Genomic DNA, 23,169 nt, shown 5'->3' with positions numbered 1-23,169 from the left:
CAACCACGACCCAGACACTACGAGGAAATCCCCATGAGTTTGAAAGACAAACTGCCCGGCCAACTGGGCTTCGGCACCGCGCCACTGGGCAACATGTTCCGCGCCATTCCTGAAGAAGAAGCCCAGGCCACCGTGCATGCGGCGTGGGATGCCGGCGTGCGTTATTTCGATACCGCGCCGTTCTACGGCTCGGGCCTGTCGGAAATCCGCCTCGGCGAAGCACTGTCCCGCTACAAGCGCGACGACTATGTGCTCAGCACCAAGGTCGGCCGGGTCATTCTCGATGAAGTCGAAGACGCCGCCGCCCGGGATCTGGGCGAGAAGAGCGGGGTGTTCGAACACGGCCGCCCGAACAAGATCGTCAACGATTACAGCGCCGACGCCACGCTGCGCTCGATCGAAGACAGCCTCGAACGCCTGAAAACCGATCGCCTCGACATCGTCTGGGTCCACGACATCGCCCAGGATTTCTACGGCGACCAATGGCTGGAGTATTTCAACCAGGCCCGCACCGGCGCCTTCAAAGTCCTCACCCGCTTGCGTGAAGAGGGCGTGATCAAGGGCTGGGGCCTGGGCGTGAACAAGGTCGAACCGTGCGAATTGACCCTTGATCTGGCCGAAGCGCAGCCCGACGGCTTTCTGCTGGCCGGCCGCTACACTCTTCTCGACCACGAACGGGCCCTGCAGCGCCTGATGGATTCGGCGCGGGCGCAGAACGTTGAAATCGTTGTCGGCGGCCCTTATAGCTCGGGGATCCTGGCCGGTGGCGCGCACTTCGAATACCAGAAGGCCAGCCCGCAAATCATTGCCAAGGTCGAGCAGATCAAACGCATCGCGGCGGCCCATGGTGTGGATGTAAAAGCAGCGGCGCTGCAATTTTCCCTGGCCAATCCGGCAGTGGCGGCAGTGATTCCCGGCGCGAGTAAACCGGGGCGGATCGCCGAGGACGTGGCGGCGCTGTCGGCAGTGATTCCTGCCGGTTTCTGGCAGGCCATGCGTGAAGCGAAACTGGTGTCCGAACGTGCACCATTACCTATCGACGAGGTGAAAGCATGAAGATCGATCTGAGCGGAAAACTGGCGATTGTCAGCGGCAGCACGGCGGGTATCGGTTTGGGCATCAGCCAGTCACTGGCCGAGGCGGGCGCCACGGTGGTGGTGATCGGTCGCGACGCGGCCAAGGTCGAGCAGGCACTGGCGAGCATCCGCGACAAGGTGCCGGGTGCGAAACTGCGCAGTCTGACGGCGGATCTGGGCACGGCCGAAGGCGCGCAGAAACTGTTCGCCGCCGAACCGAAAGCCGACATCCTGGTGAACAACCTCGGGATCTACAACGCCGTCGATTTTTTCGATGCGCCCGACGATGAATGGACGCGTTTCTATGAAATCAACGTGATCTCCGGCGTGCGCCTGTCGCGGCATTACGTGCCGGCGATGGTCGAGCAAGGCTGGGGCCGGGTGATCTTCCTGTCTTCGGAATCCGGCGTGGCCACCCCGGCCGACATGATCAACTACGGCGTGACCAAAAGCGCCAACCTCGCGGTGTCCCATGGTCTGGCCAAACGGCTGGCGGGCACTGGCGTCACGGTCAATGCGATCCTGCCGGGGCCGACCTTTACCGACGGCGTCGAAGAGATGCTCAAGGACGCCGCTGCCGAATCCGGCCGCAGCCTGCGGGACGAAGCCGACGCGTTTGTGCGCCGGGCCCGTCCGACCTCGATCATCCAGCGCGTGGCCAATGTCGAAGAAGTCGCGCACCTGGTGACCTACATCGCTTCACCGCTGTCCTCGGCCACCACCGGCGCCGCACTGCGCGTCGACGGCGGCGTGGTCGACAGCCTGGCAATCTGAATTTTTTGAGAGAGACATTTATTTATGGCAACAGCATCAGCATCCATCGACATCCCGGCTTCGGCCGATCAGGTCTGGCAATTGATCGGCGGCTTCAACACGCTGCCGGACTGGCTGCCGTTCATTCCCAAGAGTGAACTGAGCGAAGGCGGACGTGTGCGCAGCCTGCAAACCGCTGACGGCGAGGTGGTGGTCGAGCGCCTGGAAAGCTTCGATAACGCGGGCAAGACCTACAGCTATTCGATCCTGCAGGCGCCGTTTCCGGCCACCGATTATCTGGCGACGATTCGCGTCGAAGCCCAGGGCCAGGGCGCGAAGGTGACGTGGTCGGGGCGCTTCACGGCCAAGGGCGTGAGCGATGAGGAAGTGGTGGCGCTGTTCAGCGGCATCTATCAGGGTGGACTGGAGGCGCTGCGGGCCAATTACCCAACCTGAGTCTCTGCAAGCCCCCCTGTGGGAGCTAGCCTGCTAGCGATAGCGGTCCATCATTCAACTATTGATTGAATGACACACCGTTATCGCCAGCAGGCTGGCTCCCACACGGGGAGCATATGAGGTTCAGGACTGTGAAATCAGACTCTGCCGGCAATCCAGCACCAGTTTCGCCCCGCCCAGATCGCTGCGACCCACTTCAAGACTGAACCCGTGCAGGCTGACAATCGCTGCAACGATCGACAGTCCCAACCCGAAACCGCTTTGCGGTTGCCCACCCTCCGCGCGATAGAAACGCTGGAACACCGCTTCCCGCTCCGACTCGGGAATGCCGGGGCCGGAATCGTGCACCTCGATCCGTGTATGCCCCGCATCATTCACCCCACGCAAAATCACCGTGCCGCCCGGCGGGGTGAACTTGATCGAGTTGCTCAACAGGTTGGCCAGCGCCTCGAACAACAGCGCCCGGTCACCATTGAGCATCGGCAGGGTTTCCGGCATGTTCAGCTCGAAGCGCAGTTCGTCTTCCTCGGCCAGCGGCAAGTAGAACTCATGCAGTTCCTGCAGCAATCGCACCGGATCGAGCTCCACGAATCCGGAACGGCGCTGGCGATCTTCCAGTTCGGAAATCCTCAGCAAACCCCGAAAACGCGCCATCAGCGTATCCGCCTCGGCCAGCACCAGATCCAGTTGCGCCGCCTCCGGCGAGCCTTCGCCGGCCTGCTGCTGCATGCGATACAACTGCGCCCGCAGGCGGGTCAGCGGGGTGCGCAGGTCGTGGGCGATGTTGTCGCACACGCCTTTGACTTCGTTCATCAGGCGCTCGATGCGATCAAGCATGGCGTTGACGATGGCGGCGAGCATGTCCAGTTCGTCGCGGCGATTGGAAACGGGCAAACGGTGGGTCAGGTCACCGGCGACAATCGACTGGGCACTGGCCTGAATCGCGCGGATTCGTCGCAACGGCCGACGACGCAGCAAATGCCAGCCGATGATCCCCGGCACAATCGTCAGCGAAACACCCCAGAGCAGGGCGCGCAGAATGATCCGTGTCACGGCGAACAGCGAACCGTTGTCGCGCACCAGCACCAGCCAGCGACCATCGCGTGTCGGCGTGGCGACTGCATCGCAGCTGTCGGCGGGCAGGGTCGGGTCGTCGGATTCGGAGCAGTCGCGCAGTTCGTGGATCTTGCCGTCCAGCGGCAGGCCGGCGGGCATCTGCTGCAAGGCACCACCGAGGTAGGTGTGGTCGGCGGCGAACAGGCCGTAGGCGTCGATGCCGCGAATGTCGAAGGTCATGCTGGCGGCGAGCGCGTCTTCCAGTTGCTCACCACGAAAGTGTGAGAACAGATGTTGACGCTGCATCAGCGAATGCTTGGCCAGGTTGTCGAGGTAACCGGACACCTCGAAATACATGACCCCCATGAGGATCCCGCTCCAGGCCACGAACAACGAACTGTAAAGCGCCAGCAACCGGCTGCTGGAGGAACGCCAACCGTCAGACGGGTTCGGCAATGACATAACCCGAGCCTCGCACCGTGCGGATCAGCGGGACATTGCCCGGCGGGTCGATCTTCTTGCGCAGGCGACCGATGTGCACGTCGATCAGGTTGGTGCCCGGGTCGAAGTGATAACCCCAGACTTCCTCGAAAATCATCATCCGCGACAGGATCTGGCCGCTGTTGCGCATCAGGAATTCCAGCAGTTTGTACTCGGTCGGCAGCAGCGTCAGCACCTGCTCGGCACGGCTGGCTTCGTGGCTGATCAGATCCAGTTCCAGGTCCGCCACACGCAGGGTGGTGGGCTGGGTGCCGCCGTTGTTCTGGCGGCGCAGCAACACTTCGACCCGGGCCGCCATCTCGTCGGTGGCGAAGGGTTTGGTCAGGTAATCGTCACCGCCGGCGCGCAGGCCGCGTACGCGTTCGTCGACATCGGACAGGGCACTGATCATCAGGATCGGCGTGGACACACCCATCGTGCGCAGGGTGGTGACGATGGCCAGGCCATCGAGTTCGGGCAGCATGCGGTCGAGGGTAATCAGGTCGTAATTGCCGCTGACGGCGCGGTCGAGGCCTTCGCGGCCGTTGTCGACCCAATCCACGTCGAGGCCGTGGCTGCTCAGTTCGGCGACGATTTCCCGGGCGGTCACGGCGTCGTCTTCGATGGTCAGGATGCGAGTCATGGTGGGCCTGCTGATCGGTTCAAACGGAATGGCAGCATTTTGCCAAGATTTTGCAATAACGCTTTAAATTAACTTTCATGTTGTAGTTGATACAAACGGCCCGGGCCGGTTTTTTGTGCCAATGCATAAAACCCGCTGCGATTGCACCGTTGTTGCAAATTGCATGGTCCCGGGAAGTTCATTCTTTTTAACTCATTGAATTTCAACGATTTATTTAATGTTAGCGACTGGCACGGTCACTGCAATTCATCTGCTGACGAGTTGTAACACCATTTTTCATGCCGGGAGCAGAACAACAATGAATAGATCCTCTGATGGGTTTTATCCTGCCTTTGATGGAGAGTCGAGCAACGTCTCGGGGGTGTCCTGGGGCGCGATCTTCGCCGGGGCCGCAGCGGCTGCGGCGCTGTCGATGATTCTGGTGCTGCTCGGTTTCGGTCTGGGCTTCTCCGCTGTTTCACCGTGGGCCGGGGAGGGCGTCAGTGCCAAGGGCCTGGGCATTTCGACAATCGTGTGGCTGGCGGCGACGCAAATCATCGCTTCCGGCCTGGGTGGCTATATTGCCGGTCGCCTGCGGGTGAAGTGGGCAAACATGCACGGTGACGAGGTGTATTTTCGCGACACCGCCCATGGTTTCCTTGCCTGGTGTGTGGCCACGCTGGTCACCGCTACCCTGGTGGTCGGCTCGGTCAGCAGCATCGTCAGCGGTGGCGTGCAGGCCGGTGCGAGTGTCGCCGGTGGCGCGGCCAGTGCCATGACTCAGGCCGCCGGCACGGCTGCGGCCAACACCAGCAGCGACCAGTACGGTTACTTCGTCGACAGCCTGTTTCGCGATGACCGTCCTGCCGCCGTCAGCGACGACGCCGCCCGCGGCACCGTGACCCGGATCTTCGCCCAGAGCCTGGCCAACGGTCAGCTCAGCCCCGAGGATCGTACCTACCTTGCGCAACTCGTGGCGCAACGCACCAACCTGAGCCAGGCCGATGCCGAACGTCGCGTGGACGAAATCTACGCCCGTACGCAAAAAGCCATAGCCGACGCCAAGGTCAAAGCCCAACAAGCCGCTGACACCGCCGCCAAAGTCGCTGCCTGGACCTCGCTGTGGATGTTCATCGCGCTGCTGGCCGGTGCGTTCTTCGCCAGCCTCTCGGCCACCTTCGGCGGTCGTCGCCGGGATGCTGTCGAGTACGTCGAAGTCGAAACCTACACCACGACCACTGTGCCCCCAGTCCGTTAATCAAGGAGCATCACCATGCGCTCATTACTGCTGTTTTTCCTCGGCGTGCCAATCCCGATCATCATCCTGATCGCCCTGTTCGTGCACTGATCCCTCTGGGGCTTATGCCTCGGCCGCTTCCACCTTCGGGAGGAAGCGGCTTTTTGCTGTCCGGCCGATGGGGCGGCGCAGAACCGTACAGTCATTTCCATGGCCTGGATCAATATTCGTCGGCGCAATATCCCCTAACGTGAAATTCCCGGCCCTTGCCGCTGGATCGACTACATTGCTTGCGCGCACTTTGCTGCGCGATCAGAGCAGACCTGCCGGCCCGATAGAGAGATAACTTCCACGTGCCGGCGAGGTGTAGTGCAGCAAGGAGCTGTTTCAACCTCACCTGAACCTTTTCACGGATGATCATCGCAATGCACTGCCTAGAAAGAACCTTCGATATCCAGCCTTTGACGCAGGCGGATATGACTGTCCACATCAACGGCCAGCCGGTTACCGCCGCCATTGGCGAAACCGTACTCAGCGTCATTCAGTCCCTCGGCGTGCGCCAGGTCGCACGCAACGATCACAACCAGGTCAGCGGTGCCTATTGCGGCATGGGCGTGTGCCAGTGCTGCCTGGTGAAAATCAACGGCCGGCACAAGCGCCGCGCCTGCCAGACCGTGGTGCGTGACGGCATGCAGGTCGAAACCCAGGTCAACCGCATTCACGGGCAGGAGGCGCCATGAGCCAGCATCCGGTCATTGTCGGCGGTGGGCCGGCGGGGATGGCGGCGGCCATCGAACTGGCGCGCCATGGTGTGCGCAGCACATTGCTGGAAGAGGCGTCGCGCCTTGGCGGTGTGGTCTATCGCGGACCGCTGCGTGACGGCGTGCAGCTGGATTATCTGGGGCCGCGTTACTCCGAAGCGCTGAGCAAACTGCACGGAGACTTTCAGGAGCAGGCCGGGCTGATCGACGTGCGCCTGCATCACCGGGTGGTCGGCGCCGAAGGCACGCGTTCGCTGGTGGTGCTCGATGGCGATGAGCGCCTGCACGAAATCAGCTATCCGCAATTGGTGATGGCCGCCGGTTGCCATGAACGCAGCGTGCCGTTTCCCGGCTGGACGCTGCCCGGCGTCATCATGCTCGGCGGCCTGCAGTTGCAGATCAAAAGTGGCGTGGTCAAACCTCAGGGACCGGTGGTGATCGCCGGCACCGGGCCGCTGTTGCCGCTGGTGGCGACCCAGTTGCACGCGTCAGGTGTGAGTGTTGTCGGTGTCTACGAGGCTTGCGCGTTCGGCAAAATCGCCAAGGAAAGCCTGGCGCTGCTGAACAAGCCGCAATTGTTCCTCGACGGCTTGAGCATGCTCGCCTACCTGAAACTGCACGGCATCCCGATGAACTACGGCTGGGGCGTGGTCGAGGCGCACGGCGAAGGCGAGCTGAAAAGCGTCAGCGTGGCACCGTACTCGGCGACGTGGGAGCCGGACATGAGCCGCGTCGAGCGCTTTGAAGCGAAGACGCTGGCGGTCGGCTACGGCTTCATTCCGCGTACCCAGTTGAGCCAGCAGATGGGCCTGGATCACGGTTTCAGCGACGACGGTTACCTGCGTGCCAACGCCAACATCTGGCAGCAGAGCAGCGAACCTCACGTGCACCTGGCCGGCGACATGGGCGGGATTCGCGGCGGTGAAGCGGCGATGCTGGCCGGCAAGATCGCCGCTACCTCGATCTTGTTGCAACGCGGTGTGCTTGAAGAAGAACTGGCGCGGGTCCGTCGCGACCGTTACCTGGGCAAACTCAAAGCCATCGTGCGTTTCCGTGCGGCGGTGGATCGCTACACCGAGCGCGGCGTCGGGCAAATCGCATTGCCGGCGGCCGACACGGTGATCTGCCGCTGCGAACACGCGACCCGCGCTGACATCGACCGCGCGCTGGAGCAGGGCGTGCAAGACATCGCCAGCCTGAAAATGCGCACCCGCGTGAGCATGGGCGACTGTCAGGGGCGGATGTGCGTCGGCTATTGCAGCGACCGCCTGCGTCAGGCCACCGGGCGCAAGGATGTCGGCTGGCTGCGGCCGCGTTTCCCGGTCGATCCGATTCCTTTTTCCGCGTTCCAGTCCCTCGGCACGGAGGCCGTTTCCCATGAGTAAGTTCTATGACGTGGTCATCGCCGGCGGCGGTGTGATCGGCGCGTCCATCGCCTATCAGTTGTCCAAGCGCAAAAACCTCAAGGTCGCGATGATCGACGCCAAGCGCCCGGGTAACGCCACCCGCGCTTCGGCCGGTGGCTTGTGGGCCATCGGTGAGTCCGTGGGGCTGGGTTGCGGGGTGATTTTCTTCCGCATGATGTCGGCCAACCGCAAGCGCGAAACCCAGGGCGCAGCGGTGGCGGTGGACTCCAGCACGCCGCACATCCTGCCGCCGTCGTTCTTCGACTTCGCCTTGCAGTCCAACGCGCTGTACCCGGCGCTGCACCGTGAGCTGAAAGACAACCACGGGATGGATTTCAAGTTCGAAAAGACCGGGCTCAAATTCGTCATTTATGACGATGAGGACCGCTTGTACGCCGAGCACATTGTCGGCTGCATTCCGCATCTGGCGGATCAGGTGCGCTGGCTCGATCAGGCTGCATTGCGCGAGTCCGAGCCGAGCGTCAGTCATGAAGCACGCGGTGCGCTGGAGTTTCTCTGCGACCACCAGGTCAGCCCGTTCCGTCTCGCCGACGCCTACGCCGAAGGCGCCCGGCAAAATGGCGTGGACATGTACGTCAACACCAACATCACCGGCGTGTTGCATCACGGCACGCGGGTGACCGGTGTTCAAACTGCCGAAGCCGGGGTGTTCCACTGCAAGACCCTGATCAACGCGGCGGGCGCGTGGGCTGCAGACTTGAGCGAGTGGGCCACGGGAATCCGCATTCCGGTGAAACCGGTAAAGGGTCAGATCCTGCTCACCGAACGCCTGCCGAAAATCCTCAACGGTTGCCTGACCACCAGCGATTGCTACATGGCACAGAAGGACAACGGCGAAATCCTGATCGGCAGCACCACCGAGGACAAAGGCTTTGACGTCACCACCACCTGGCCGGAAATTGCCGGGCTGGTACAGGGCGCGGTGCGTTGTCTGCCGGAACTGGCAGACATCAACCTCAAGCGCACCTGGGCAGGATTGCGGCCGGGTTCGCCGGATGAGTTGCCGATTCTAGGGCCGATGGCCGGGGTGGAGGGTTACTTGAACGCCTGCGGGCACTTCCGCACCGGGGTGCTTACGTCGGCGATCACCGGGGTGTTGCTGGACAAACTGGTCAACGATGAGCCGCTGCCGCTGGACATCACGCCGTTTCTGGCGGACCGGTTTGCAGTGGCGCCGGCCAAAGAAGAGAGGGAGCTGGAGATAGCCTGAACCTGTGGGAGCCAGCCTGCTGGCGATGAGGCCGGTTCAGTCACCCTTGATGCTGGCCGAGCTGTCGCAATCGCCAGCAGGCTGGCTCCCACATTTGGAACTCTGCAAGCTTCAGGACTTGCCGGATTGTTCTTCCAGTTGATCCGACTCAAACAATCTGGCCAGTTCCGCCCGCGCTTCCTGTGCGGTTTGCAGGACTTTGGCCGCGTCGTCGTACACCGCGTGTTGAGCCTCGAGCACCTGTTCGTCGTGGTGCTTGAAACGCTTGATCCGCGCATCGGCCTGGGCCTGGGTCAAACCGAGGCCGACCAAGGTGCGACGGCTCATTTCCAGACTGGAGTAATAGGTCTCCCGGATCGGGTCGGCACCGACATCCACCAAACGATGAACATGCTGCCGGTTACGCGCCCGGGCGATGATTTTCATGTGCGGGTAAAGCTTGCGCACGATCTCGGCAGTCTTGATGTTGGTTTCCGGATCGTCCGTGGCAATCACGAAATACTCCGCTTCCCCGACCTTGGCCGCGCTGAGGATTTCCGGGCGCATCGGGTCACCATAGAACACCGGCACGCCGCCGAAACTGCGGGACAGTTCGATGGTTTCCACCGAGGTATCCAGCGCCACGAACTTGATGTTTTGCGCCCGCAGGATCCGCGCCACGATCTGGCCCATCCGGCCCATGCCGGCAATTACCACCCGTGGGGTTTCGGTGTCGATCTGGCGGAACTTCTCCGGCACTTCCACCGGTTGCACCTTCGGGCTGACCAGCCGTGCGCAGATCAACAGCAACAACGGCGTCACCGCCATCGACAGGGTGATGGTCAGCACCAGCAAGTCGTACAGACGCGGTTCGAACAGACCCTGATCGCGACCGATCTTGAACACCACAAAGGCAAATTCACCGCCCGCCGCCAGCACGATACCGAGGCGAATTGCACTGACTTTGCTCAACCCGCCAGCCAGGCGTCCGACCACAAACAGCAATGGCAACTTCAGCGCAATCAGCAACAGCGTCAGCCCCAGCACGGTAATCGGCGCGCTGAACAACAGACTGAGGTTGGCGCCCATGCCGACGCTGATGAAGAACAGCCCCAGCAGCAGACCCTTGAACGGTTCGATCTGCGCTTCCAGTTCATGGCGATATTCCGAGTCCGCCAGCAGCAGCCCGGCCAGGAAGGCGCCCAGCGCCATCGACACACCGACCATGTCCATCATCCACGCGGTGCCGATCACCACCAGCAACGCGGTGGCGGTGGAGACCTCCGGCAGACCGGTTTTTGCGACGATGCGGAACACCGGGCGCAACAGATAACGCCCGCCGATCACCACCACGGCGATACTGCCCAATACCTGCAAACTGTGGCGCACATCGTCGGCGGTGCTGGTGTGGTGATCGACGCCCGCGAGCATCGGCACCAGAGCGATCAGCGGGATTGCGGCGATGTCCTGGAACAGCAGAATCGCAAACGCCAGGCGACCGTGAGGGCTGGTCAGCTCCTTGCGCTCGGCGAGGCTTTGCAGACCGAACGCAGTCGACGACAGGGCCAGACCCAAGCCCAAAACAATAGCGCTGTTCAACGGCTGGCCGAACACCGACAGTGCCAGCACACCGATTACCGAACCGGTCAAAAGTACCTGCGCCAGACCGACGCCGAACACCGATTTGCGCATCACCCACAAGCGTCGCGGTGACAGCTCAAGACCGATGATGAACAGCAGTAAAACCACGCCCAGTTCCGAGATATGGCTGACGCTCTGCGGATTGCCGATCAGTCCCAGCACCGACGGGCCAATGATCACCCCCGCAAACAGATAACCGAGCACTGCGCCCAGTTGCAGGCGCTTGGCCAGGGGAACGGTGAGCACGGCCGCGAACAGAAACACGACAGCGGCTTGCAACAGATTGCCTTCATGGGGCATGAGCGGAACTCCAGTAACGCGGTACGGCGGGGGCGACAAGGATAAAGGCTGAAACGATTACAGATCTACCGCAGACCCTGCTTGAGCGCATGTGCTCCTGTAACAATTTGCATCAATTGGTTACATTTATAGCCTCAGCGAATCAATTTCTCCCGAGTCTCCCATGGCCATCAACTTCGACCTCAACGACCTGCAAGCCTTTCGCGCGGTGGTCGAGCAGGGCAGTTTCCGCAAGGCCGCGGACACCGTGCGCATTTCGCAACCGGCCCTCAGCCGACGCATCGAGAAGCTTGAAGACGCTCTCGGCGTGAAGTTGTTCGAGCGCACCACGCGCAAGGTCAGCCTGACTCAGGCCGGGCGTGGCTTCATGCCGAGTGTCGAGCGCTTGCTGGACGATCTGGACGTGGCGTTGCTTGGTATCAGCGAAGTCGCCTCGAACCGGCAGGGCCACGTCACCGTCGCCTGCGTGCCGTCGGCGGCGTATTACTTCATGCCACGAGTGGTCGCCCGCTATCACCAGCAGTTCCCGCGCATCAAAGTCAAAGTCCTCGACTCCAGCGCCCACGACGTGCTGACGGCGGTGGTCAATGGCGAGGCGGATTTCGGCTTGAGCTTCATGGGCACTCAGGAGGCCGGCGTGGATTTCGAGCCGCTGGTGCAGGAGAGCTACGTGGTGGCCTGCCGTCGCGATCACCCCCTGGCCGGGCGCAGCAGCGTCAGTTGGGACGAGTTTTACCAGCAGGATTACATCTCGCTGGACAAGACTTCCGGCAATCGCTTTTTGCTCGATCAGGCACTGGCGAAAGTGGTGCCGCAGCGGCCGAGCATCTGCGAAACCCTGCACGTGACGACGATGATCGGTCTGGTGGAAGCAGGACTGGGTGTGGCGGCGGTGCCGTTGATGGCGATGCCGGCGGCGGATCATCCGATCCTGACGCGGGTGCCGTTGACCGATCCGCAAGTGATGCGCAGTGTCGGCATCATCAAGCGCCGGGGTCGTACCCTGACCCCGGCGGCACTGGAACTGGAGCGGCTGGTGGTGGAAATGAAAGTCCAGCCGCCGAAGGTCAGCGCTTGACCGAATCCAGACCGGTGGCCTGTACGTCGGCCTGGGCGGCAGGCGCGGCCAGATAGGCGAGCAACGCCTTGGCCTCCTGCGGATGCTGCGCACCCACCGGAATTCCCGCGGCGAAACGCGTTACCGACTGCACCGATTCCGGGATCTTCCCGACATACGTCACGCCCGGCACCGGCAGCAACTCGCTGACCTGCTGAAAGCCCAGTTGATAGTCACCGGTGGCAACCACCGAGCCTACCGGGATTTTCGGGATCATCTTCGCCTTCGGTTTCAGCTGATCTTCGACGCCGAGTTTCTTGAACAACTGCTGCTCGATGTACACGCCGCTGGCGCTGTCCGAGTAGGCCACCGACTGCGAATCGAGCAGGGTTTTCTTCAGGGCATCGACGTTGCTGATGTCCGGTTTCGGCGCGCCTTCGCGCACCACCAGACCGATTCGCGAATCCGCCAGTTCCACCCGCGAGGCCGGGTCGACCTTGCCTTGCTTGATCAAGTCGTCGAGGGCGTAGCCGACCATGATCACCACGTCGGCCTGTTCTCCCCGGGCGAGGCGATTGGGGATCGCCTCCGGGGCTTTGCCCATCGACGGGCCGAGGATGGTGTCGAGAGTGTTGCCGGTGTTCGCGGCGAACTTCGGGCCGAGGACTTTATAGGCGGCGGTGAAGCCGCCGGAGGTCATTACCCGCAGTTCCTCAGCTTGAGCAAATGCGCTGAAGGCGAGGAGGGCGAGGGCGGTAAGATTGAAGAGCTTCTTCATGTTGGCTGGCTCCTCAAGCGACTGCAGGTTGCAGACGACCGCCCGCACGGCGATACAGATACAGCGTCGCGCACAACGCACACAGCGCGCCGACACTCATCCAGTAACCTGGCGCAGCCTTGTCGCCGGTGTACTGGATCAAGAAAGTCGACATTGCCGGCGTGAACCCGCCGAAGATCGCGGTGGCAAGGCTGTAGGCCAACGAGAAACCGGCCACACGAACCTCAACCGGCATGATCTCGGTCAGCGCCGGAATCATCGCGCCGTTGTACATGCCGTAGATGAACGACAGCCACAGCAGCGACAGCAACATATGGCTGAAGCTCGGCGCCTGCACCAGATACGACAGCGCCGGATAGGTGGTCGCCAGGGCCAGCAACGACATGGCAATCAGCACCGGACGCCGGCCGATGCGATCCGACAATGCGCCACCGATCGGCAGCCAGAAGAAGTTCGAAACGCCCACCAGCAGCGTCACCAGCAACGCATCCGACGTGCTCAGGTGCAGCACGGTTTTGCCGAAGGTCGGCGCGTACACGGTAATCAGGTAGAAAGCGGTAGTGGTCAGCGCAACCATCAACATCCCGCCGATGACCACGACCCAGTTCTGGCCGAGGGTGCGGAACACTTCTTTCATGCTCGGGCGATGTTTGCGGGTGGCGAACTCTTCGGTTTCCGCCAGGTTACGACGCAGCAGGAAGATGAACGGCACGATCATGCAACCGACGAAAAACGGAATGCGCCAGCCCCAATCGGCAATCACGTCCGGTGCCATCCACTGGTTCAGGGCAAAGCCCAGCGCGGCGGCAACGATGATCGCCACCTGTTGGCTGGCCGACTGCCAGGCGGTGAAGAAACCCTTGCGGCCCGGTGTGGCGATCTCCGACAGATACACCGACACACCGCCCAGTTCCGCGCCGGCCGAGAAGCCCTGCAGCAAGCGCCCGATCAGTACCAGCGCCGGTGCGAACAGACCAATGGATTCGTATCCGGGCACCAGCACAATCAATATCGTGCCGCTGGCCATGATCGACAGGGTGACGATCAAACCCTTGCGACGACCGACATCATCGATGTACGCGCCGAGCACAATGGCCCCCAGCGGACGCATCAAAAAGCCTGCGCCGAACACCGCGAACGTCATCATCAGGGAGGCGAACTCACTGCTCGCCGGAAAGAACACCGCCGCGATCTGCGTGGCGTAGAAGCCGAACAGAAAGAAGTCGAACTGTTCGAGGAAGTTACCCGAGGTCACCCGGAAAATGGCACCGGCCCGCGAGCCGCCGTGTGGGATTGAGGCTGTCATCGAAAAATACTCCACCGCTTTTATGACGTGCGCGACGGGGAGGCGGCGCACGGTTTTTATTGGGGCGGATAGTGGCGCAGGGGGATCGATCTGTTAATTGCATAGTTGGCATGGATTGATGTCCAAAGCGTATCAATTTCTGTGACCTTTGCCCCTGAAGGCCACCAGGCTGCTCCAGGTGTCAACTTGGTTCGACCTTTGCGGAAAAACGTTTTTTAAGTCAAATCACGATTAATCAATAAAGTGTGAAAGTTTCGCGAAGGGCGTGTTGAGTTGTTCCAATTAACTCTCAATGCTCAGGTGGATAAAAGAGATTTTGGAATTGCCCGGCAATAGCAAAATTGCATGATTATGCAGGCCGTGCTTGCTATTCCGTCTAAGTGATATTTGCGCCCCTGTCAGGGCACTGCTATTAGTTTTAATCAACGGCGCGAGGCGTTTGAATTAATTTCATATGCGGTCTGCCGAACCTGGATAAACACTAATTAATTCCCACCTATGTCTTACACGGAGGTAGCGACATGGCAACGCAACAGTCAGCCAGTATCAATATCACCAATGCCACGAACGGGAATGCCGAGATTATCCTGTTTCACACCAACCAGAGTAACGGCACGCAGCGCGGTTCATGGTCTGCCGAGCCGGGGCAGATCGCAGGCCCGATGACGGTTTTCTTCGAGACAGGTTTGGGGACAGGCGCGATTCTGGATTATTGGTCTGTACTGGTACACGTCAAGGATGGTCTATCGGCGGGGTTCTACATTAACTCTGGAAGTTCCACCGATGAATACTGGAAAGAATGCCAACTGCAAAGTGCTGACGCGGGCCAGACCCTCACTCTTTCTGTCAGCGCCACGACATTCAGTGTGGCGCTGAAGTCCGGCGGTTGTTCCGACGGGATGACGCGTGTGGCACCTGTAGCGCCTATTACTCATGTCTTTGTGCTGATGCTTGAGAATCATTCGTTTGATAATGTTTTTGCCATGTCTGGAATTCCCGGAATAAGCGCTGCGACCAAAAATGATTACAACGAAATCAATGACCAAAAATATTTCGTTCAAGGCAGTGCTCCTCTAAGTATGCCAACAGATCCCGGTCATGAATTTGCCGATGTTGTTCAGCAGTTGACCGGTCGTGCGGGCCCTTTGCCGTCGGTCGCCCCTTATCCTCCTATCGATAACTCCGGGTTTGCCAGTAGTTATTCCACATCTACCTCTGAAACCCCGCACACACCACCGCACCCAGAACAGATAATCGATGTCATGTCTTGCTTTGATACGCGGCATCAATTGCCAGCGATCTATAACCTGGCAACGCAATTCGCAGTCTGCGATCACTGGTTCTCCTCGATGCCGGGGCCGACATGGCCCAACCGTTTTTTTGTGCATGGAGCGTCTTCTTCCGGTTTCGATGACAGTCCGACAAAGCCTCAGATGGCCGGGTGGGAACTGAGTGGATTCAAATACCCGAACGGTTCCATCTTTCAACGTTTGGAAAACGCGAATATTCCCTATCGCATTTATCATGATGCTCAAGCCAATGGCCTCAGCCTCTACAGTGATGACGCCAATAGCGGATCGAAGCTTGGAGCAATCACCCAGGTTTCAGCGCTGAACGGTATCAGTATGTTGGATATGCATTCATTGGGGTCTTTCGCCAACGACCTTCAAGGTCCTTATCCCTACGGTTACACCTTCATAGAGCCGCATTATGGAAATCTGGCCAATGGAACCTATGCCGGCGGTTCGTCGCAGCATCCGATGGACGATGTCTATGGCGGTGAGAACATGCTCAGTGCGGTCTACTCGGCCATCCGGAATTCGCCTTATTGGAACACCAGCTTACTGCTGGTAATTTATGACGAGCATGGCGGGTTCTACGATTCGGTAAAGCCAGGGAATATTACTGCCCCCGGTGATAATCCCTCCTATGGTTATAACACTCACGGTTTTGACTTCAAGACTGCCGGTGTTCGGGTGCCTGCCGTCGCCGTATCTCCCCTGATCGCCCCGGGAACGGTAGATTCCACGCCATACGATCACTCCTCTGTACCAGCCTTGCTGGAAGCCTTGTGGGGCTTGCCAGCGTTGACTCGTCGGGATGCCGAAGCAAACACGCCGCTGCACCTGCTGTCGCTATCAACGCCGCGAGAAACGTTGGCCGCATTACCCACCCCCATACCTGTCATCAAGGGAACCAGGGCGCGACTGGCGCCAATGGCAGAGGCTGCCATTCTTTCCGGACCGGTTCCTGACTCCGGCAACCTCGCAGGTGCACTCGCAATACTTCGCAAGACCGATGCCGAGTTGTCGGCTCAAGGGCTTTCTTTGGCTCCTCCGGATATCGCACTCAAGGCCAAAGCCGCATTGAGTCGTATTGATGCCGAACTTTATGCCGCATCGGTTCTGGAGAGAGTCCACTTAATGAGAGTGCAGCGGCGACGGGCAAAGACTGCCGCAGGCACGCCGTAGTGACAGGATCAGCACACCCGTAGGCTTTTTCACATCGGTCAAAATCAGTATCTATCTTCTTCTCTACGGGGAGGGTCGATGCTGATTTATCCTCACTCAGGCGTTCATGACTAAAAACAAGGAATGATTCCAGAACCCCGCAGTCGGAGTTCAGGTATCACACATCTGAAGGAGGTTCACCGATGAACAACAAGACCCTGATCGCCAGCCTGGCCCTCGTCGCCGGCATCGCCGGGATCACCCCACTCGTTCAAGCGGCGCAACCCTCGACCGACACCGTCGAACGCTCGCCCACCGACGGCCGCGAACTGAAAGTCAACGACCGCGCCCCGGACATCTACCAGCGCAGCGAAAAAGCCATCAAGAACTGGAAACAGAAAGGCCTCAAGCAACCCGATCCGCAGGCGCAGTGGGTGCAGATGAACGACAAGTACGTGATGGTGATGATCACCAACGGGACGATTGTGGATATCAAGCCGGTGGAGCGTTAACGCTCACATTCCCAATCCCGGTGCACTTGTCCGCACCGGGCTTTCGCCACCCAACCGATACTGATTGTTCCCGCTGCGCTTGGCCTCATACATCGCCAGATCCGCAATGTGCAGCAGCCGGTCCATGGTCGGCGCGTGGTCGGGGAACACGGCGACGCCGAGGCTGGTGCCGACGTGGCGTTGGTCGTTGCCGATGGTGATCGGTGGGGACAGTTCGATGAAGATTTTCTGGCAGATGCTGCGGGCTTCGTCCTGAAGGTTCAGGCCGGGGGCGAGGCCTTGCAGGATGACCACGAATTCATCGCCGCCGATCCGCGCGACGGTATCGCTGACCCGTAGGATGCGTTTCAGCCGTGTGGCGGTGGTGATCAGGACGCGGTCGCCGGCGGCGTGGCCGTAGCGGTCGTTGATGCTTTTGAAACCGTTGAGATCGATGAACACCAGCGCCACCCGGGTCTCGGTAGCGCGGGCATGTTCCAGCGCTTCTGACAGGCGTTCTTCCAGCACCAGTCGATTGGGCAAACCGGTCAGCGGATCGAAGTGGGCCAGGTGCTGAAGGTAACTGGCCGAGGCCTTTTCTTCGGTGATATCGCGCACCACGCCCATCATCTTGATCATCGCGTCATGATCGTTCTTCACCACGTTGCCGGTTTCCCGCAGCCAGCGAATCGTGCCGTCGGGCCAGACCACGCGGTATTCCTCGTCGTGGTTTTCACCGGTTTCCAGGCAACGCAATTCCCCGGCGCGCACCTTGGCGCGGTCGTCCGGGTGGACGCAGGAGCAGAACAAGGCGTAGGAGGGCGTCACTTCTCCGATCTTGAAGCCGAACATGCCGAAGATCGCGTCGGACCAATACAGTCGATCCGTGTCGACTTCCCAGTCCCAGGTTCCGATCCGCGCAAAATACTGGCTGCGCTTGAAGCGCTCGGCATCGCCATCCTGGTGGATGTTCTGGCCTTCGGCAGCGCGAGTGAGCAATTCACGGTATTCGGCGAGTTGCCGGCGCAGGGCACGCTCGCGACGAATCAACACGGCGATCACGACCATCAGCACAACGACAAGGGCAAAGCCGATCCAGAGTTGAGTCATTCAAGCATCGCTGACATGGCGTATCGATTCGGGGTTGGTGGCGGGTGGCTATCATTCATCACGGCCAACGCTGGGTCAAACGGTTGCCAATGTCCGGCATTTCTGGGAAAACGGCGGCCAGCGGAACAATAGAGTGAATGTTATGAATGATGAACTGCAGATAATCGATCTTCAGCCCGGCGACGGAAAAGCCGCCGTCAAAGGCGCATTGATCACCACCCAGTACACCGGTTGGCTGGAGGATGGCACCGAGTTCGACTCGTCCTGGAGTCGGGGCAAGCCGTTTCAGTGTGTGATCGGCACGGGCCGGGTGATCAAGGGTTGGGATCAAGGGATCATGGGTATGCAGGTTGGCGGCAAACGCAAACTGCTGGTGCCGGCGCATCTGGGGTACGGCGAGCGGACGATGGGCAAGATTCCGCCGAATTCGAATCTGGTGTTCGAGATTGAGTTGCTGGAGGTTTTGACGCGGGAGGATTGATTCCCCCGCGTTACAGCTGACGTCATAAAACCCGCTGTCTCCCTTCATGGAGATAGCGGGTTTTTTCTTGCCTTTTACCTGAGGCGTTACGCAGCCATTGCCATCTCATCCAGCGTTGCCGCAACCGTGCTGGTCAGGCTCGGAAATCTGCGTTTTACGCTGTGGAGTACCGGCATTACGCGTTCCCGGTCCAGTTTGCCGTGATCGCGGGCGAGTTGGACGAGGGCTTCGAGGGCGGCGGTGACGATGGATTTTCTTTCGCTTTCGAGCAGCAGCAGACAGGCTTTTTCGGCCCATTGGCTGTCTTTCTCGTTGAGGCCGATGGAGATCAGGGCGGCGACGACGTGTGCATCGGATTTGCTTTCCATGGAGTGTTCCTCAGGTCGTGGCATCGAGGGTGTCCAGCGCCCGGTTCACGGCGAGCTCGCCACACATCACCACTTGGGCGATGCCCAGGACGGTACTGCGGTAGGGCGGGTCCAGCAGCGCGGCGAAGTCGCTGAGCATCACGCTGGCCGAGGCCATCGATTCGCAGGCGTGGGCCAGCAAGGCATGTTGATCGATGTGGGGGGCGATGAGGAACATGCGGCCGGGGCAGTGCTGTTTCGGGGCGGTGGGTTTCAGGTAATGGTCGAGGGCGCGCTCGGCGGCTTCGTGGAGTTTTTTTGAGTCGGTTGTGGAGTAGGGAGAGGTTGGGTCGGATTCGGACGATACGTCTGTTTCCGGAGGATTAGGCGTTGGCTTGATCATTTGCTTGGAAACCTCCAATAGAGGCTGACACGTTCTTGCGACTAAACAATAGGTGGCAGCTGTACGCAGGTTAGTCGACCAGTATCCAAGCACTACTGGCGCGCCCTAGAGCGCCCTACGCACAGCCGCCATTGAGTTCAGGCGTGGGAATGCCTGACTGAAAAACAGCTTGCGAGCTTGGATAAAACGCCGAGCGACTAAACCCGTTCACTGACCATTCAGTGATGCGAATCAAGTTACGGGCAGGTTCCAAACCGCACAAGCCGGCGGATTCTGGCGTAGTTGTAGGCAAAGGCGCAAGGCAATGTAGCCTCCCGGATGGGGGCAAAATGATGCGTCATTTTTCAGTCCGCCATCGCGAGCAAGCTCGCTCCCACAGGGGTTCTGTGTCGGCTTGTCAGGTGTGCCGACTCGCGAATTTCTGCTTTGTGATACCAAATGTCAGATAAGCCAATTCAAACTTGATTTATATCGGTTTCGATATAGTCTGCTGGTATGTGATCGCTGCCATTCCTAGCAACACACCGCCGCGACACGATTCCGTCCGGGCTATTACGCTTTTCTTTCCAACACAGGAGAAGCCAATGCCAAGACACAAGGACGTGGTGTTTGTCGGGAGTGCGCTCAAGGATTTGAGAGCTTTTCCCCTCGATGCTCGCAGAGCTGCAGGATTCCAACTGGATCTGTTGCAACAGGGCGACGAACCCTTTGACTGGCGCCCCATGAAAACAGTCGGGCGGGGCGTCAATGAAATCAGAATCACCGAGGATTCAGGGGCGTTTCGAGTGTTTTATGTGGTCAACCGGCCTGACGCGATTTATGTGCTGCACGCCCTGCAAAAGACCACGCGCAAAACCGAGACGCGAGACATAGAACTGGCACGGGCCAGATACCAGGAAATAGGTTGAACCATGACGGATCATCAAAACTCTTCCCAGCGTTTCGCAAGCGTCTGGGATGCACTGGAAGACACGCCGCAGGAAGCGGCCAACATGCGCCTGCGGGCCAAACTGATGCGCACGCTGTGCGAAACCATTCGAGCCTGGGAGCTTCCGCAGAAGGAGGCGGCCAAGCGTCTTGGCATCACCCAGCCACGCCTCAACGACGTACTCAACGGCAAAATCGACAAGTTCTCTCTCGATGCGCTGGTCAACCTGTCGGCCGCAGCGCAGCTGGACGTAGACCTCTGCTTCTCGTCGTCCCCGCCACTGCAATGGGCTTGACAGACGAGGGTTCCCAGCGGCCCTGCATCTGAAAATCCTTCCAGAGGCGGCGCCGTCTGACGCGCCGCCTCATTCTTCCACATCAAAATCTCAAGCCGCGACGAACGGTCGAAAACAGGCCTTGCCCCTTTCGGTCGTAACAGCGACTATGCTCGCCATATAGGGGTAGGGGGTATAGGTATGTCGCACACGCACGAACACAAAGGCGAGTTGCTCAATCGGGTCCGGCGCATTGCCGGGCAGGTTCAGGCGGTTGAAAGGGCGCTGGAGTCCGAGGCCGATTGTGCCAAGACGTTGCATCTGATGGCGGCGATTCGCGGTGCGGTCAACGGCTTGATGGAGCAGTTCATCGAGGCCCACGCCCGCGAGCATGTCGCCCATCCCGACCTCAGCGACGAAGCCCGAGCCCAGGGCGTGGAAGAGTTGCTGCAAGCCATCCGCCGTTATTCCAAGTGAGACCGACACCATGAATCTGACGACGCGCTCTGACGACTTTTCCCACGACCACCAGTTCCTCGGCGCGTCCCATGACGACAACGCCCGTCGCACCTTGTGGGTGGTCGCGCTGACGTTCGTGATGATGATCGGCGAGATTGCCGCCGGTTACCTCACCGGTTCCATGGCGCTGCTGGCCGACGGTTTCCACATGGCGACCCACGCCGGCGCCTTGGGTATCGCGGCAGCGGCCTATGGTTTTGCCCGGCGTAACGCCAATAACCGCCGTTACAGTTTCGGCACCGGCAAGGTCGGCGATCTGGCGGGTTTCGCTTCGGCCATGGTGCTGGGGTTGGTGTCGCTGGGCATTGCCGGAGAATCGGTTTTCCGTCTGTTCGAGCCCACCAGTGTGGCGTTCGGCGAGGCCACCTTGATCGCCGTGGTCGGCCTGGGCGTCAACCTGCTCAGTGCGTTTTTGCTGGCCGGCCATCACGGTCATCATGAGCACGGCCATAGCCACGATCATGGTCATCACCACCATCACGACAACAACCTGCGTTCAGCCTACGTGCACGTATTGGCGGACGCGTTGACGTCGGTACTGGCGATTGCCGCGCTGCTGGCCGGTCGTTATCTGGGCTGGGTCTGGATGGACCCGGTGATGGGCATCGTCGGTTCCATCGTCATCGCCAAATGGGCCTGGAACCTGATGCGTGACAGCGCCGCCGTGCTGCTCGACACCACCGATGAACCGGTGGCCGAGGAAATCCGCGAACTGCTGGAAACCTCCGACGACGTGCGCATCAGCGACCTCCACGTCTGGCAGGTCGGCCCGCAGGCGCGGGCGGCGATTGTCAGCGTGGTGGCGACTGCTGGCGTGACTGCCGAAGCGATTCGCGAGCGACTGGCACCGGTGCATGAGTTGTCGCACCTGACGATCGAATTGCGCAGCGCCTAAGCCCGTACTTCGCTGAACAGCGGAATGCGTCCGTTCAGCGAAGGGCGGTAATGCCAGGTGAACCGGCTCAGGTCGATGTCATGGGCGAGGATTTCACCGACGGTGGCGCTGGCAATGGTCAGCGCCAACCTTTGCCCCGGGCATTGATGCCGACCGCTGCCGAACGTGAAGCTGCGGCGGTTCGGGCGATCCGGCAGAAACTGATCCGGGTTTTCATTCAGTGCCGGGTCGCGGTTGGCTGAGGCGAGCAACACCAGAATCACGTCGCCCGCTTCAAAGCGCACGCCGTCGATTTCGCAGGTGTTCGCGACAAAACGTCGGGTGTTCTGCACTGATGGATCGAAGCGCTGCACTTCGGCGACCAGCGAATCGACTGAAAAGTCGCGTAATTCCGGCTGACGCTGCAACGCCACCAGCGCATTGCCGATCAGGCCGGCGGTGGCTTCAAAGGTCTGCGAGCAAAGGCCGATGAGGTTGGCGATCAGCACGTCTTCTTCGCCTGCAAAGCGCTGTTGGATGTCGGCGAGAAACGGGTTTGGCTCCGCCAGTAATTCAATGAAGTAACCGTACAATTGCTCAGCCGCTCGATGCGCTGCCGCCAGTTGCAGGTCATTGCTCAGCGGTGAAAGGCACGCTGCAAAATCCGCAGTCAGCTCACTGATCGCCCGCGCTTGTGCCGGAGTGAATCCGAGTAAAGCCGCAACCACGCATACCGGGCCGCGAAACATTGCTTTATATAAGCCGTCGGCATCGTTTGTGATCAACCGCGCGGCGACCAGCGCTTTGACATCTTTGTCATTGATAAGCCCCAGCGGTGGCTCAATGGCCGAACGCGGGCAGTGCTGAGCTTCACCATCATTCATCCGCATCAACTGGCCAAACACCTTGCCCGCCATGCCATCGGCGATGGCTTTGGGCACCGGCTCCTGCACCGGACGCACCCGGCAATCCGGGTTCGCCAGGACGGCGCAAACCGCCCGGGCACTGCTGGCCACCCACACTTTCAGTCCGTGATGAAAGGTCAGCCCGTCCGCCGCGCGCAGTTCGGCGTAATAAGGGTAGGGATCGGCGTGAGTCGCAGCGATGATCGGGTCCATGGATCGCAACCTTGTCGGTGGGGAAAGTGTTGCTA

General features: G+C 60.3%; 24 protein-coding genes. 15 read left to right on the top strand and 9 right to left on the bottom strand.

The genetic code is table 11. The features are described 5' to 3' along the window. The first annotated feature begins 33 nt into the window (after positions 1–33). From DLD99_RS17605 to DLD99_RS17595, 3 genes are read left to right on the top strand one after another with little or no spacing between them, the layout of a single operon-like run. Positions 34–1,056 carry an aldo/keto reductase gene (locus tag DLD99_RS17605; protein WP_114883920.1) on the top strand — a complete coding sequence of 341 codons (1,023 nt, stop codon included), beginning with the start codon at positions 34–36 and terminating at the stop codon, positions 1,054–1,056. Continuing rightward, entirely contained in the window at positions 1,053–1,850 is a 798-nt protein-coding gene (locus DLD99_RS17600; RefSeq protein WP_114883919.1) for an SDR family NAD(P)-dependent oxidoreductase, read from the top strand. Before DLD99_RS17605 ends, DLD99_RS17600 begins: the two co-directional genes overlap by 4 nt. Positions 1,851–1,874: 24 nt before the next feature. Beyond that, positions 1,875–2,285 (top strand): SRPBCC family protein, encoded by a 411-nt coding sequence (locus DLD99_RS17595; protein ID WP_114883918.1) that lies wholly within the window; start codon positions 1,875–1,877, stop codon positions 2,283–2,285. 123 nt (positions 2,286–2,408) lie between these two features. On the opposite strand, the gene DLD99_RS17590 is transcribed toward DLD99_RS17595, so the two are convergent. Together DLD99_RS17590 and DLD99_RS17585 are read right to left on the bottom strand one after the other, a co-directional pair. Continuing rightward, a complete protein-coding gene (locus tag DLD99_RS17590; protein ID WP_114883917.1) occupies positions 2,409–3,803 on the bottom strand; it encodes a sensor histidine kinase in 1,395 nt (464 codons plus the stop codon). Beyond that, the gene (locus tag DLD99_RS17585; RefSeq protein ID WP_085711556.1) at positions 3,781–4,464 is read right to left on the bottom strand and encodes a response regulator transcription factor; all 684 of its coding nucleotides are present in this window, start codon (positions 4,462–4,464) and stop codon (positions 3,781–3,783) included. The genes DLD99_RS17590 and DLD99_RS17585 overlap by 23 nt, the downstream gene beginning before the upstream one ends. Before the next feature lie 298 nt (positions 4,465–4,762). Here DLD99_RS17585 and DLD99_RS17580 point away from each other — a divergent pair, with 298 nt between their 5' ends. The 4 genes from DLD99_RS17580 (at position 4,763) to hcnC (ending at position 9,078) form a co-directional block, all read left to right on the top strand. Continuing rightward, a complete protein-coding gene (locus DLD99_RS17580; RefSeq protein WP_114883916.1) occupies positions 4,763–5,701 on the top strand; it encodes a hypothetical protein in 939 nt (312 codons plus the stop codon). 404 nt (positions 5,702–6,105) lie between these two features. Beyond that, positions 6,106–6,420 (top strand): cyanide-forming glycine dehydrogenase subunit HcnA, encoded by a 315-nt coding sequence (hcnA, locus tag DLD99_RS17570; protein WP_114886732.1) that lies wholly within the window; start codon positions 6,106–6,108, stop codon positions 6,418–6,420. After that, the gene (hcnB, locus tag DLD99_RS17565) at positions 6,417–7,826 is read left to right on the top strand and encodes a cyanide-forming glycine dehydrogenase subunit HcnB (protein ID WP_114883914.1); all 1,410 of its coding nucleotides are present in this window, start codon (positions 6,417–6,419) and stop codon (positions 7,824–7,826) included. The genes hcnA and hcnB overlap by 4 nt, the downstream gene beginning before the upstream one ends. Beyond that, complete coding sequence (hcnC, locus tag DLD99_RS17560) at positions 7,819–9,078, top strand: cyanide-forming glycine dehydrogenase subunit HcnC (protein ID WP_114883913.1); 1,260 nt, start codon at positions 7,819–7,821, stop codon at positions 9,076–9,078. The genes hcnB and hcnC overlap by 8 nt, the downstream gene beginning before the upstream one ends. Positions 9,079–9,189: 111 nt before the next feature. Here hcnC and DLD99_RS17555 read toward each other — a convergent pair whose 3' ends face one another. Beyond that, entirely contained in the window at positions 9,190–10,998 is a 1,809-nt protein-coding gene (locus DLD99_RS17555; RefSeq protein ID WP_114883912.1) for a monovalent cation:proton antiporter-2 (CPA2) family protein, read from the bottom strand. A 163-nt stretch (positions 10,999–11,161) separates the two neighbouring features. Here DLD99_RS17555 and DLD99_RS17550 point away from each other — a divergent pair, with 163 nt between their 5' ends. Then, complete coding sequence (locus DLD99_RS17550) at positions 11,162–12,076, top strand: LysR family transcriptional regulator (RefSeq protein WP_102622005.1); 915 nt, start codon at positions 11,162–11,164, stop codon at positions 12,074–12,076. Here the strand turns inward: DLD99_RS17550 and DLD99_RS17545 are convergent. Then, positions 12,066–12,833, bottom strand: coding sequence for a substrate-binding domain-containing protein (locus DLD99_RS17545; protein ID WP_114883911.1), 768 nt, complete (start codon positions 12,831–12,833; stop codon positions 12,066–12,068). The two genes, DLD99_RS17550 and DLD99_RS17545, sit on opposite strands and share 11 nt — an antisense overlap. Before the next feature lie 13 nt (positions 12,834–12,846). Further along, positions 12,847–14,139: an MFS transporter gene (gene tcuC / locus DLD99_RS17540; protein WP_114883910.1), complete on the bottom strand. Its 1,293-nt coding sequence runs from the start codon at positions 14,137–14,139 to the stop codon at positions 12,847–12,849. Positions 14,140–14,660: 521 nt separating this feature from the next. Here tcuC and DLD99_RS17535 point away from each other — a divergent pair. Continuing rightward, on the top strand, positions 14,661–16,610 hold the full coding sequence (locus DLD99_RS17535) for an alkaline phosphatase family protein (RefSeq protein ID WP_208647496.1): 1,950 nt from the start codon (positions 14,661–14,663) through the stop codon (positions 16,608–16,610). A gap of 182 nt (positions 16,611–16,792) precedes the next feature. Beyond that, a complete protein-coding gene (locus DLD99_RS17530) occupies positions 16,793–17,101 on the top strand; it encodes an RcnB family protein (RefSeq protein WP_114883909.1) in 309 nt (102 codons plus the stop codon). A 3-nt stretch (positions 17,102–17,104) separates the two neighbouring features. Here the strand turns inward: DLD99_RS17530 and DLD99_RS17525 are convergent, their stop codons facing one another. Beyond that, positions 17,105–18,190, bottom strand: coding sequence for a sensor domain-containing diguanylate cyclase (locus tag DLD99_RS17525; protein ID WP_114883908.1), 1,086 nt, complete (start codon positions 18,188–18,190; stop codon positions 17,105–17,107). A gap of 142 nt (positions 18,191–18,332) precedes the next feature. Here DLD99_RS17525 and DLD99_RS17520 point away from each other — a divergent pair, with 142 nt between their 5' ends. Further along, positions 18,333–18,671, top strand: coding sequence for an FKBP-type peptidyl-prolyl cis-trans isomerase (locus tag DLD99_RS17520; protein WP_007952931.1), 339 nt, complete (start codon positions 18,333–18,335; stop codon positions 18,669–18,671). 86 nt (positions 18,672–18,757) lie between these two features. Here the strand turns inward: DLD99_RS17520 and DLD99_RS17515 are convergent, their stop codons facing one another. Together DLD99_RS17515 and DLD99_RS17510 are read right to left on the bottom strand one after the other, a co-directional pair. Continuing rightward, the gene (locus DLD99_RS17515) at positions 18,758–19,039 is read right to left on the bottom strand and encodes a hypothetical protein (protein ID WP_114883907.1); all 282 of its coding nucleotides are present in this window, start codon (positions 19,037–19,039) and stop codon (positions 18,758–18,760) included. A gap of 10 nt (positions 19,040–19,049) precedes the next feature. After that, positions 19,050–19,421, bottom strand: coding sequence for a DUF6124 family protein (locus DLD99_RS17510; RefSeq protein WP_085711539.1), 372 nt, complete (start codon positions 19,419–19,421; stop codon positions 19,050–19,052). A gap of 584 nt (positions 19,422–20,005) precedes the next feature. Between DLD99_RS17510 and DLD99_RS17505 the strand changes: the two genes are divergently transcribed. The 4 genes from DLD99_RS17505 to dmeF all read left to right on the top strand — a co-directional run bounded on the left by DLD99_RS17505 (position 20,006) and on the right by dmeF (position 22,037). Then, positions 20,006–20,329 carry a type II toxin-antitoxin system RelE/ParE family toxin gene (locus DLD99_RS17505; protein ID WP_065258430.1) on the top strand — a complete coding sequence of 108 codons (324 nt, stop codon included), beginning with the start codon at positions 20,006–20,008 and terminating at the stop codon, positions 20,327–20,329. A 3-nt stretch (positions 20,330–20,332) separates the two neighbouring features. Then, positions 20,333–20,644: a helix-turn-helix domain-containing protein gene (locus DLD99_RS17500; RefSeq protein WP_114883906.1), complete on the top strand. Its 312-nt coding sequence runs from the start codon at positions 20,333–20,335 to the stop codon at positions 20,642–20,644. Positions 20,645–20,824: 180 nt separating this feature from the next. Next, positions 20,825–21,100, top strand: a complete 276-nt coding sequence (locus tag DLD99_RS17495; RefSeq protein WP_065258432.1) for a metal/formaldehyde-sensitive transcriptional repressor — start codon at positions 20,825–20,827, stop codon at positions 21,098–21,100. Positions 21,101–21,110: 10 nt separating this feature from the next. After that, positions 21,111–22,037 (top strand): CDF family Co(II)/Ni(II) efflux transporter DmeF, encoded by a 927-nt coding sequence (dmeF, locus tag DLD99_RS17490; protein ID WP_114883905.1) that lies wholly within the window; start codon positions 21,111–21,113, stop codon positions 22,035–22,037. Here the strand turns inward: dmeF and DLD99_RS17485 are convergent. Continuing rightward, on the bottom strand, positions 22,034–23,134 hold the full coding sequence (locus DLD99_RS17485; protein WP_114883904.1) for a cytochrome P450: 1,101 nt from the start codon (positions 23,132–23,134) through the stop codon (positions 22,034–22,036). The genes dmeF and DLD99_RS17485 overlap by 4 nt on opposite strands. Between the last annotated feature and the right edge of the window lie 35 nt (positions 23,135–23,169).

This window comes from Pseudomonas kribbensis, from assembly GCF_003352185.1.
Lineage (GTDB): Bacteria > Pseudomonadota > Gammaproteobacteria > Pseudomonadales > Pseudomonadaceae > Aquipseudomonas > Aquipseudomonas kribbensis.
This window is presented reverse-complemented; position numbering and strand designations above follow the sequence as displayed.

Coding starts and splice junctions, on each gene's coding strand:
- DLD99_RS17605 (WP_114883920.1), top strand. CDS start 34: ATGAGTTTGAAAGACAAACTGCCCGGCCAACTGGGCTTCGGCACCGCG.
- DLD99_RS17600 (WP_114883919.1), top strand. CDS start 1,053: ATGAAGATCGATCTGAGCGGAAAACTGGCGATTGTCAGCGGCAGCACG.
- DLD99_RS17595 (WP_114883918.1), top strand. CDS start 1,875: ATGGCAACAGCATCAGCATCCATCGACATCCCGGCTTCGGCCGATCAG.
- DLD99_RS17590 (WP_114883917.1), bottom strand. CDS start 3,803: ATGTCATTGCCGAACCCGTCTGACGGTTGGCGTTCCTCCAGCAGCCGG.
- DLD99_RS17585 (WP_085711556.1), bottom strand. CDS start 4,464: ATGACTCGCATCCTGACCATCGAAGACGACGCCGTGACCGCCCGGGAA.
- DLD99_RS17580 (WP_114883916.1), top strand. CDS start 4,763: ATGAATAGATCCTCTGATGGGTTTTATCCTGCCTTTGATGGAGAGTCG.
- hcnA (WP_114886732.1), top strand. CDS start 6,106: ATGCACTGCCTAGAAAGAACCTTCGATATCCAGCCTTTGACGCAGGCG.
- hcnB (WP_114883914.1), top strand. CDS start 6,417: ATGAGCCAGCATCCGGTCATTGTCGGCGGTGGGCCGGCGGGGATGGCG.
- hcnC (WP_114883913.1), top strand. CDS start 7,819: ATGAGTAAGTTCTATGACGTGGTCATCGCCGGCGGCGGTGTGATCGGC.
- DLD99_RS17555 (WP_114883912.1), bottom strand. CDS start 10,998: ATGCCCCATGAAGGCAATCTGTTGCAAGCCGCTGTCGTGTTTCTGTTC.
- DLD99_RS17550 (WP_102622005.1), top strand. CDS start 11,162: ATGGCCATCAACTTCGACCTCAACGACCTGCAAGCCTTTCGCGCGGTG.
- DLD99_RS17545 (WP_114883911.1), bottom strand. CDS start 12,833: ATGAAGAAGCTCTTCAATCTTACCGCCCTCGCCCTCCTCGCCTTCAGC.
- tcuC (WP_114883910.1), bottom strand. CDS start 14,139: ATGACAGCCTCAATCCCACACGGCGGCTCGCGGGCCGGTGCCATTTTC.
- DLD99_RS17535 (WP_208647496.1), top strand. CDS start 14,661: ATGGCAACGCAACAGTCAGCCAGTATCAATATCACCAATGCCACGAAC.
- DLD99_RS17530 (WP_114883909.1), top strand. CDS start 16,793: ATGAACAACAAGACCCTGATCGCCAGCCTGGCCCTCGTCGCCGGCATC.
- DLD99_RS17525 (WP_114883908.1), bottom strand. CDS start 18,190: ATGACTCAACTCTGGATCGGCTTTGCCCTTGTCGTTGTGCTGATGGTC.
- DLD99_RS17520 (WP_007952931.1), top strand. CDS start 18,333: ATGAATGATGAACTGCAGATAATCGATCTTCAGCCCGGCGACGGAAAA.
- DLD99_RS17515 (WP_114883907.1), bottom strand. CDS start 19,039: ATGGAAAGCAAATCCGATGCACACGTCGTCGCCGCCCTGATCTCCATC.
- DLD99_RS17510 (WP_085711539.1), bottom strand. CDS start 19,421: ATGATCAAGCCAACGCCTAATCCTCCGGAAACAGACGTATCGTCCGAA.
- DLD99_RS17505 (WP_065258430.1), top strand. CDS start 20,006: ATGCCAAGACACAAGGACGTGGTGTTTGTCGGGAGTGCGCTCAAGGAT.
- DLD99_RS17500 (WP_114883906.1), top strand. CDS start 20,333: ATGACGGATCATCAAAACTCTTCCCAGCGTTTCGCAAGCGTCTGGGAT.
- DLD99_RS17495 (WP_065258432.1), top strand. CDS start 20,825: ATGTCGCACACGCACGAACACAAAGGCGAGTTGCTCAATCGGGTCCGG.
- dmeF (WP_114883905.1), top strand. CDS start 21,111: ATGAATCTGACGACGCGCTCTGACGACTTTTCCCACGACCACCAGTTC.
- DLD99_RS17485 (WP_114883904.1), bottom strand. CDS start 23,134: ATGGACCCGATCATCGCTGCGACTCACGCCGATCCCTACCCTTATTAC.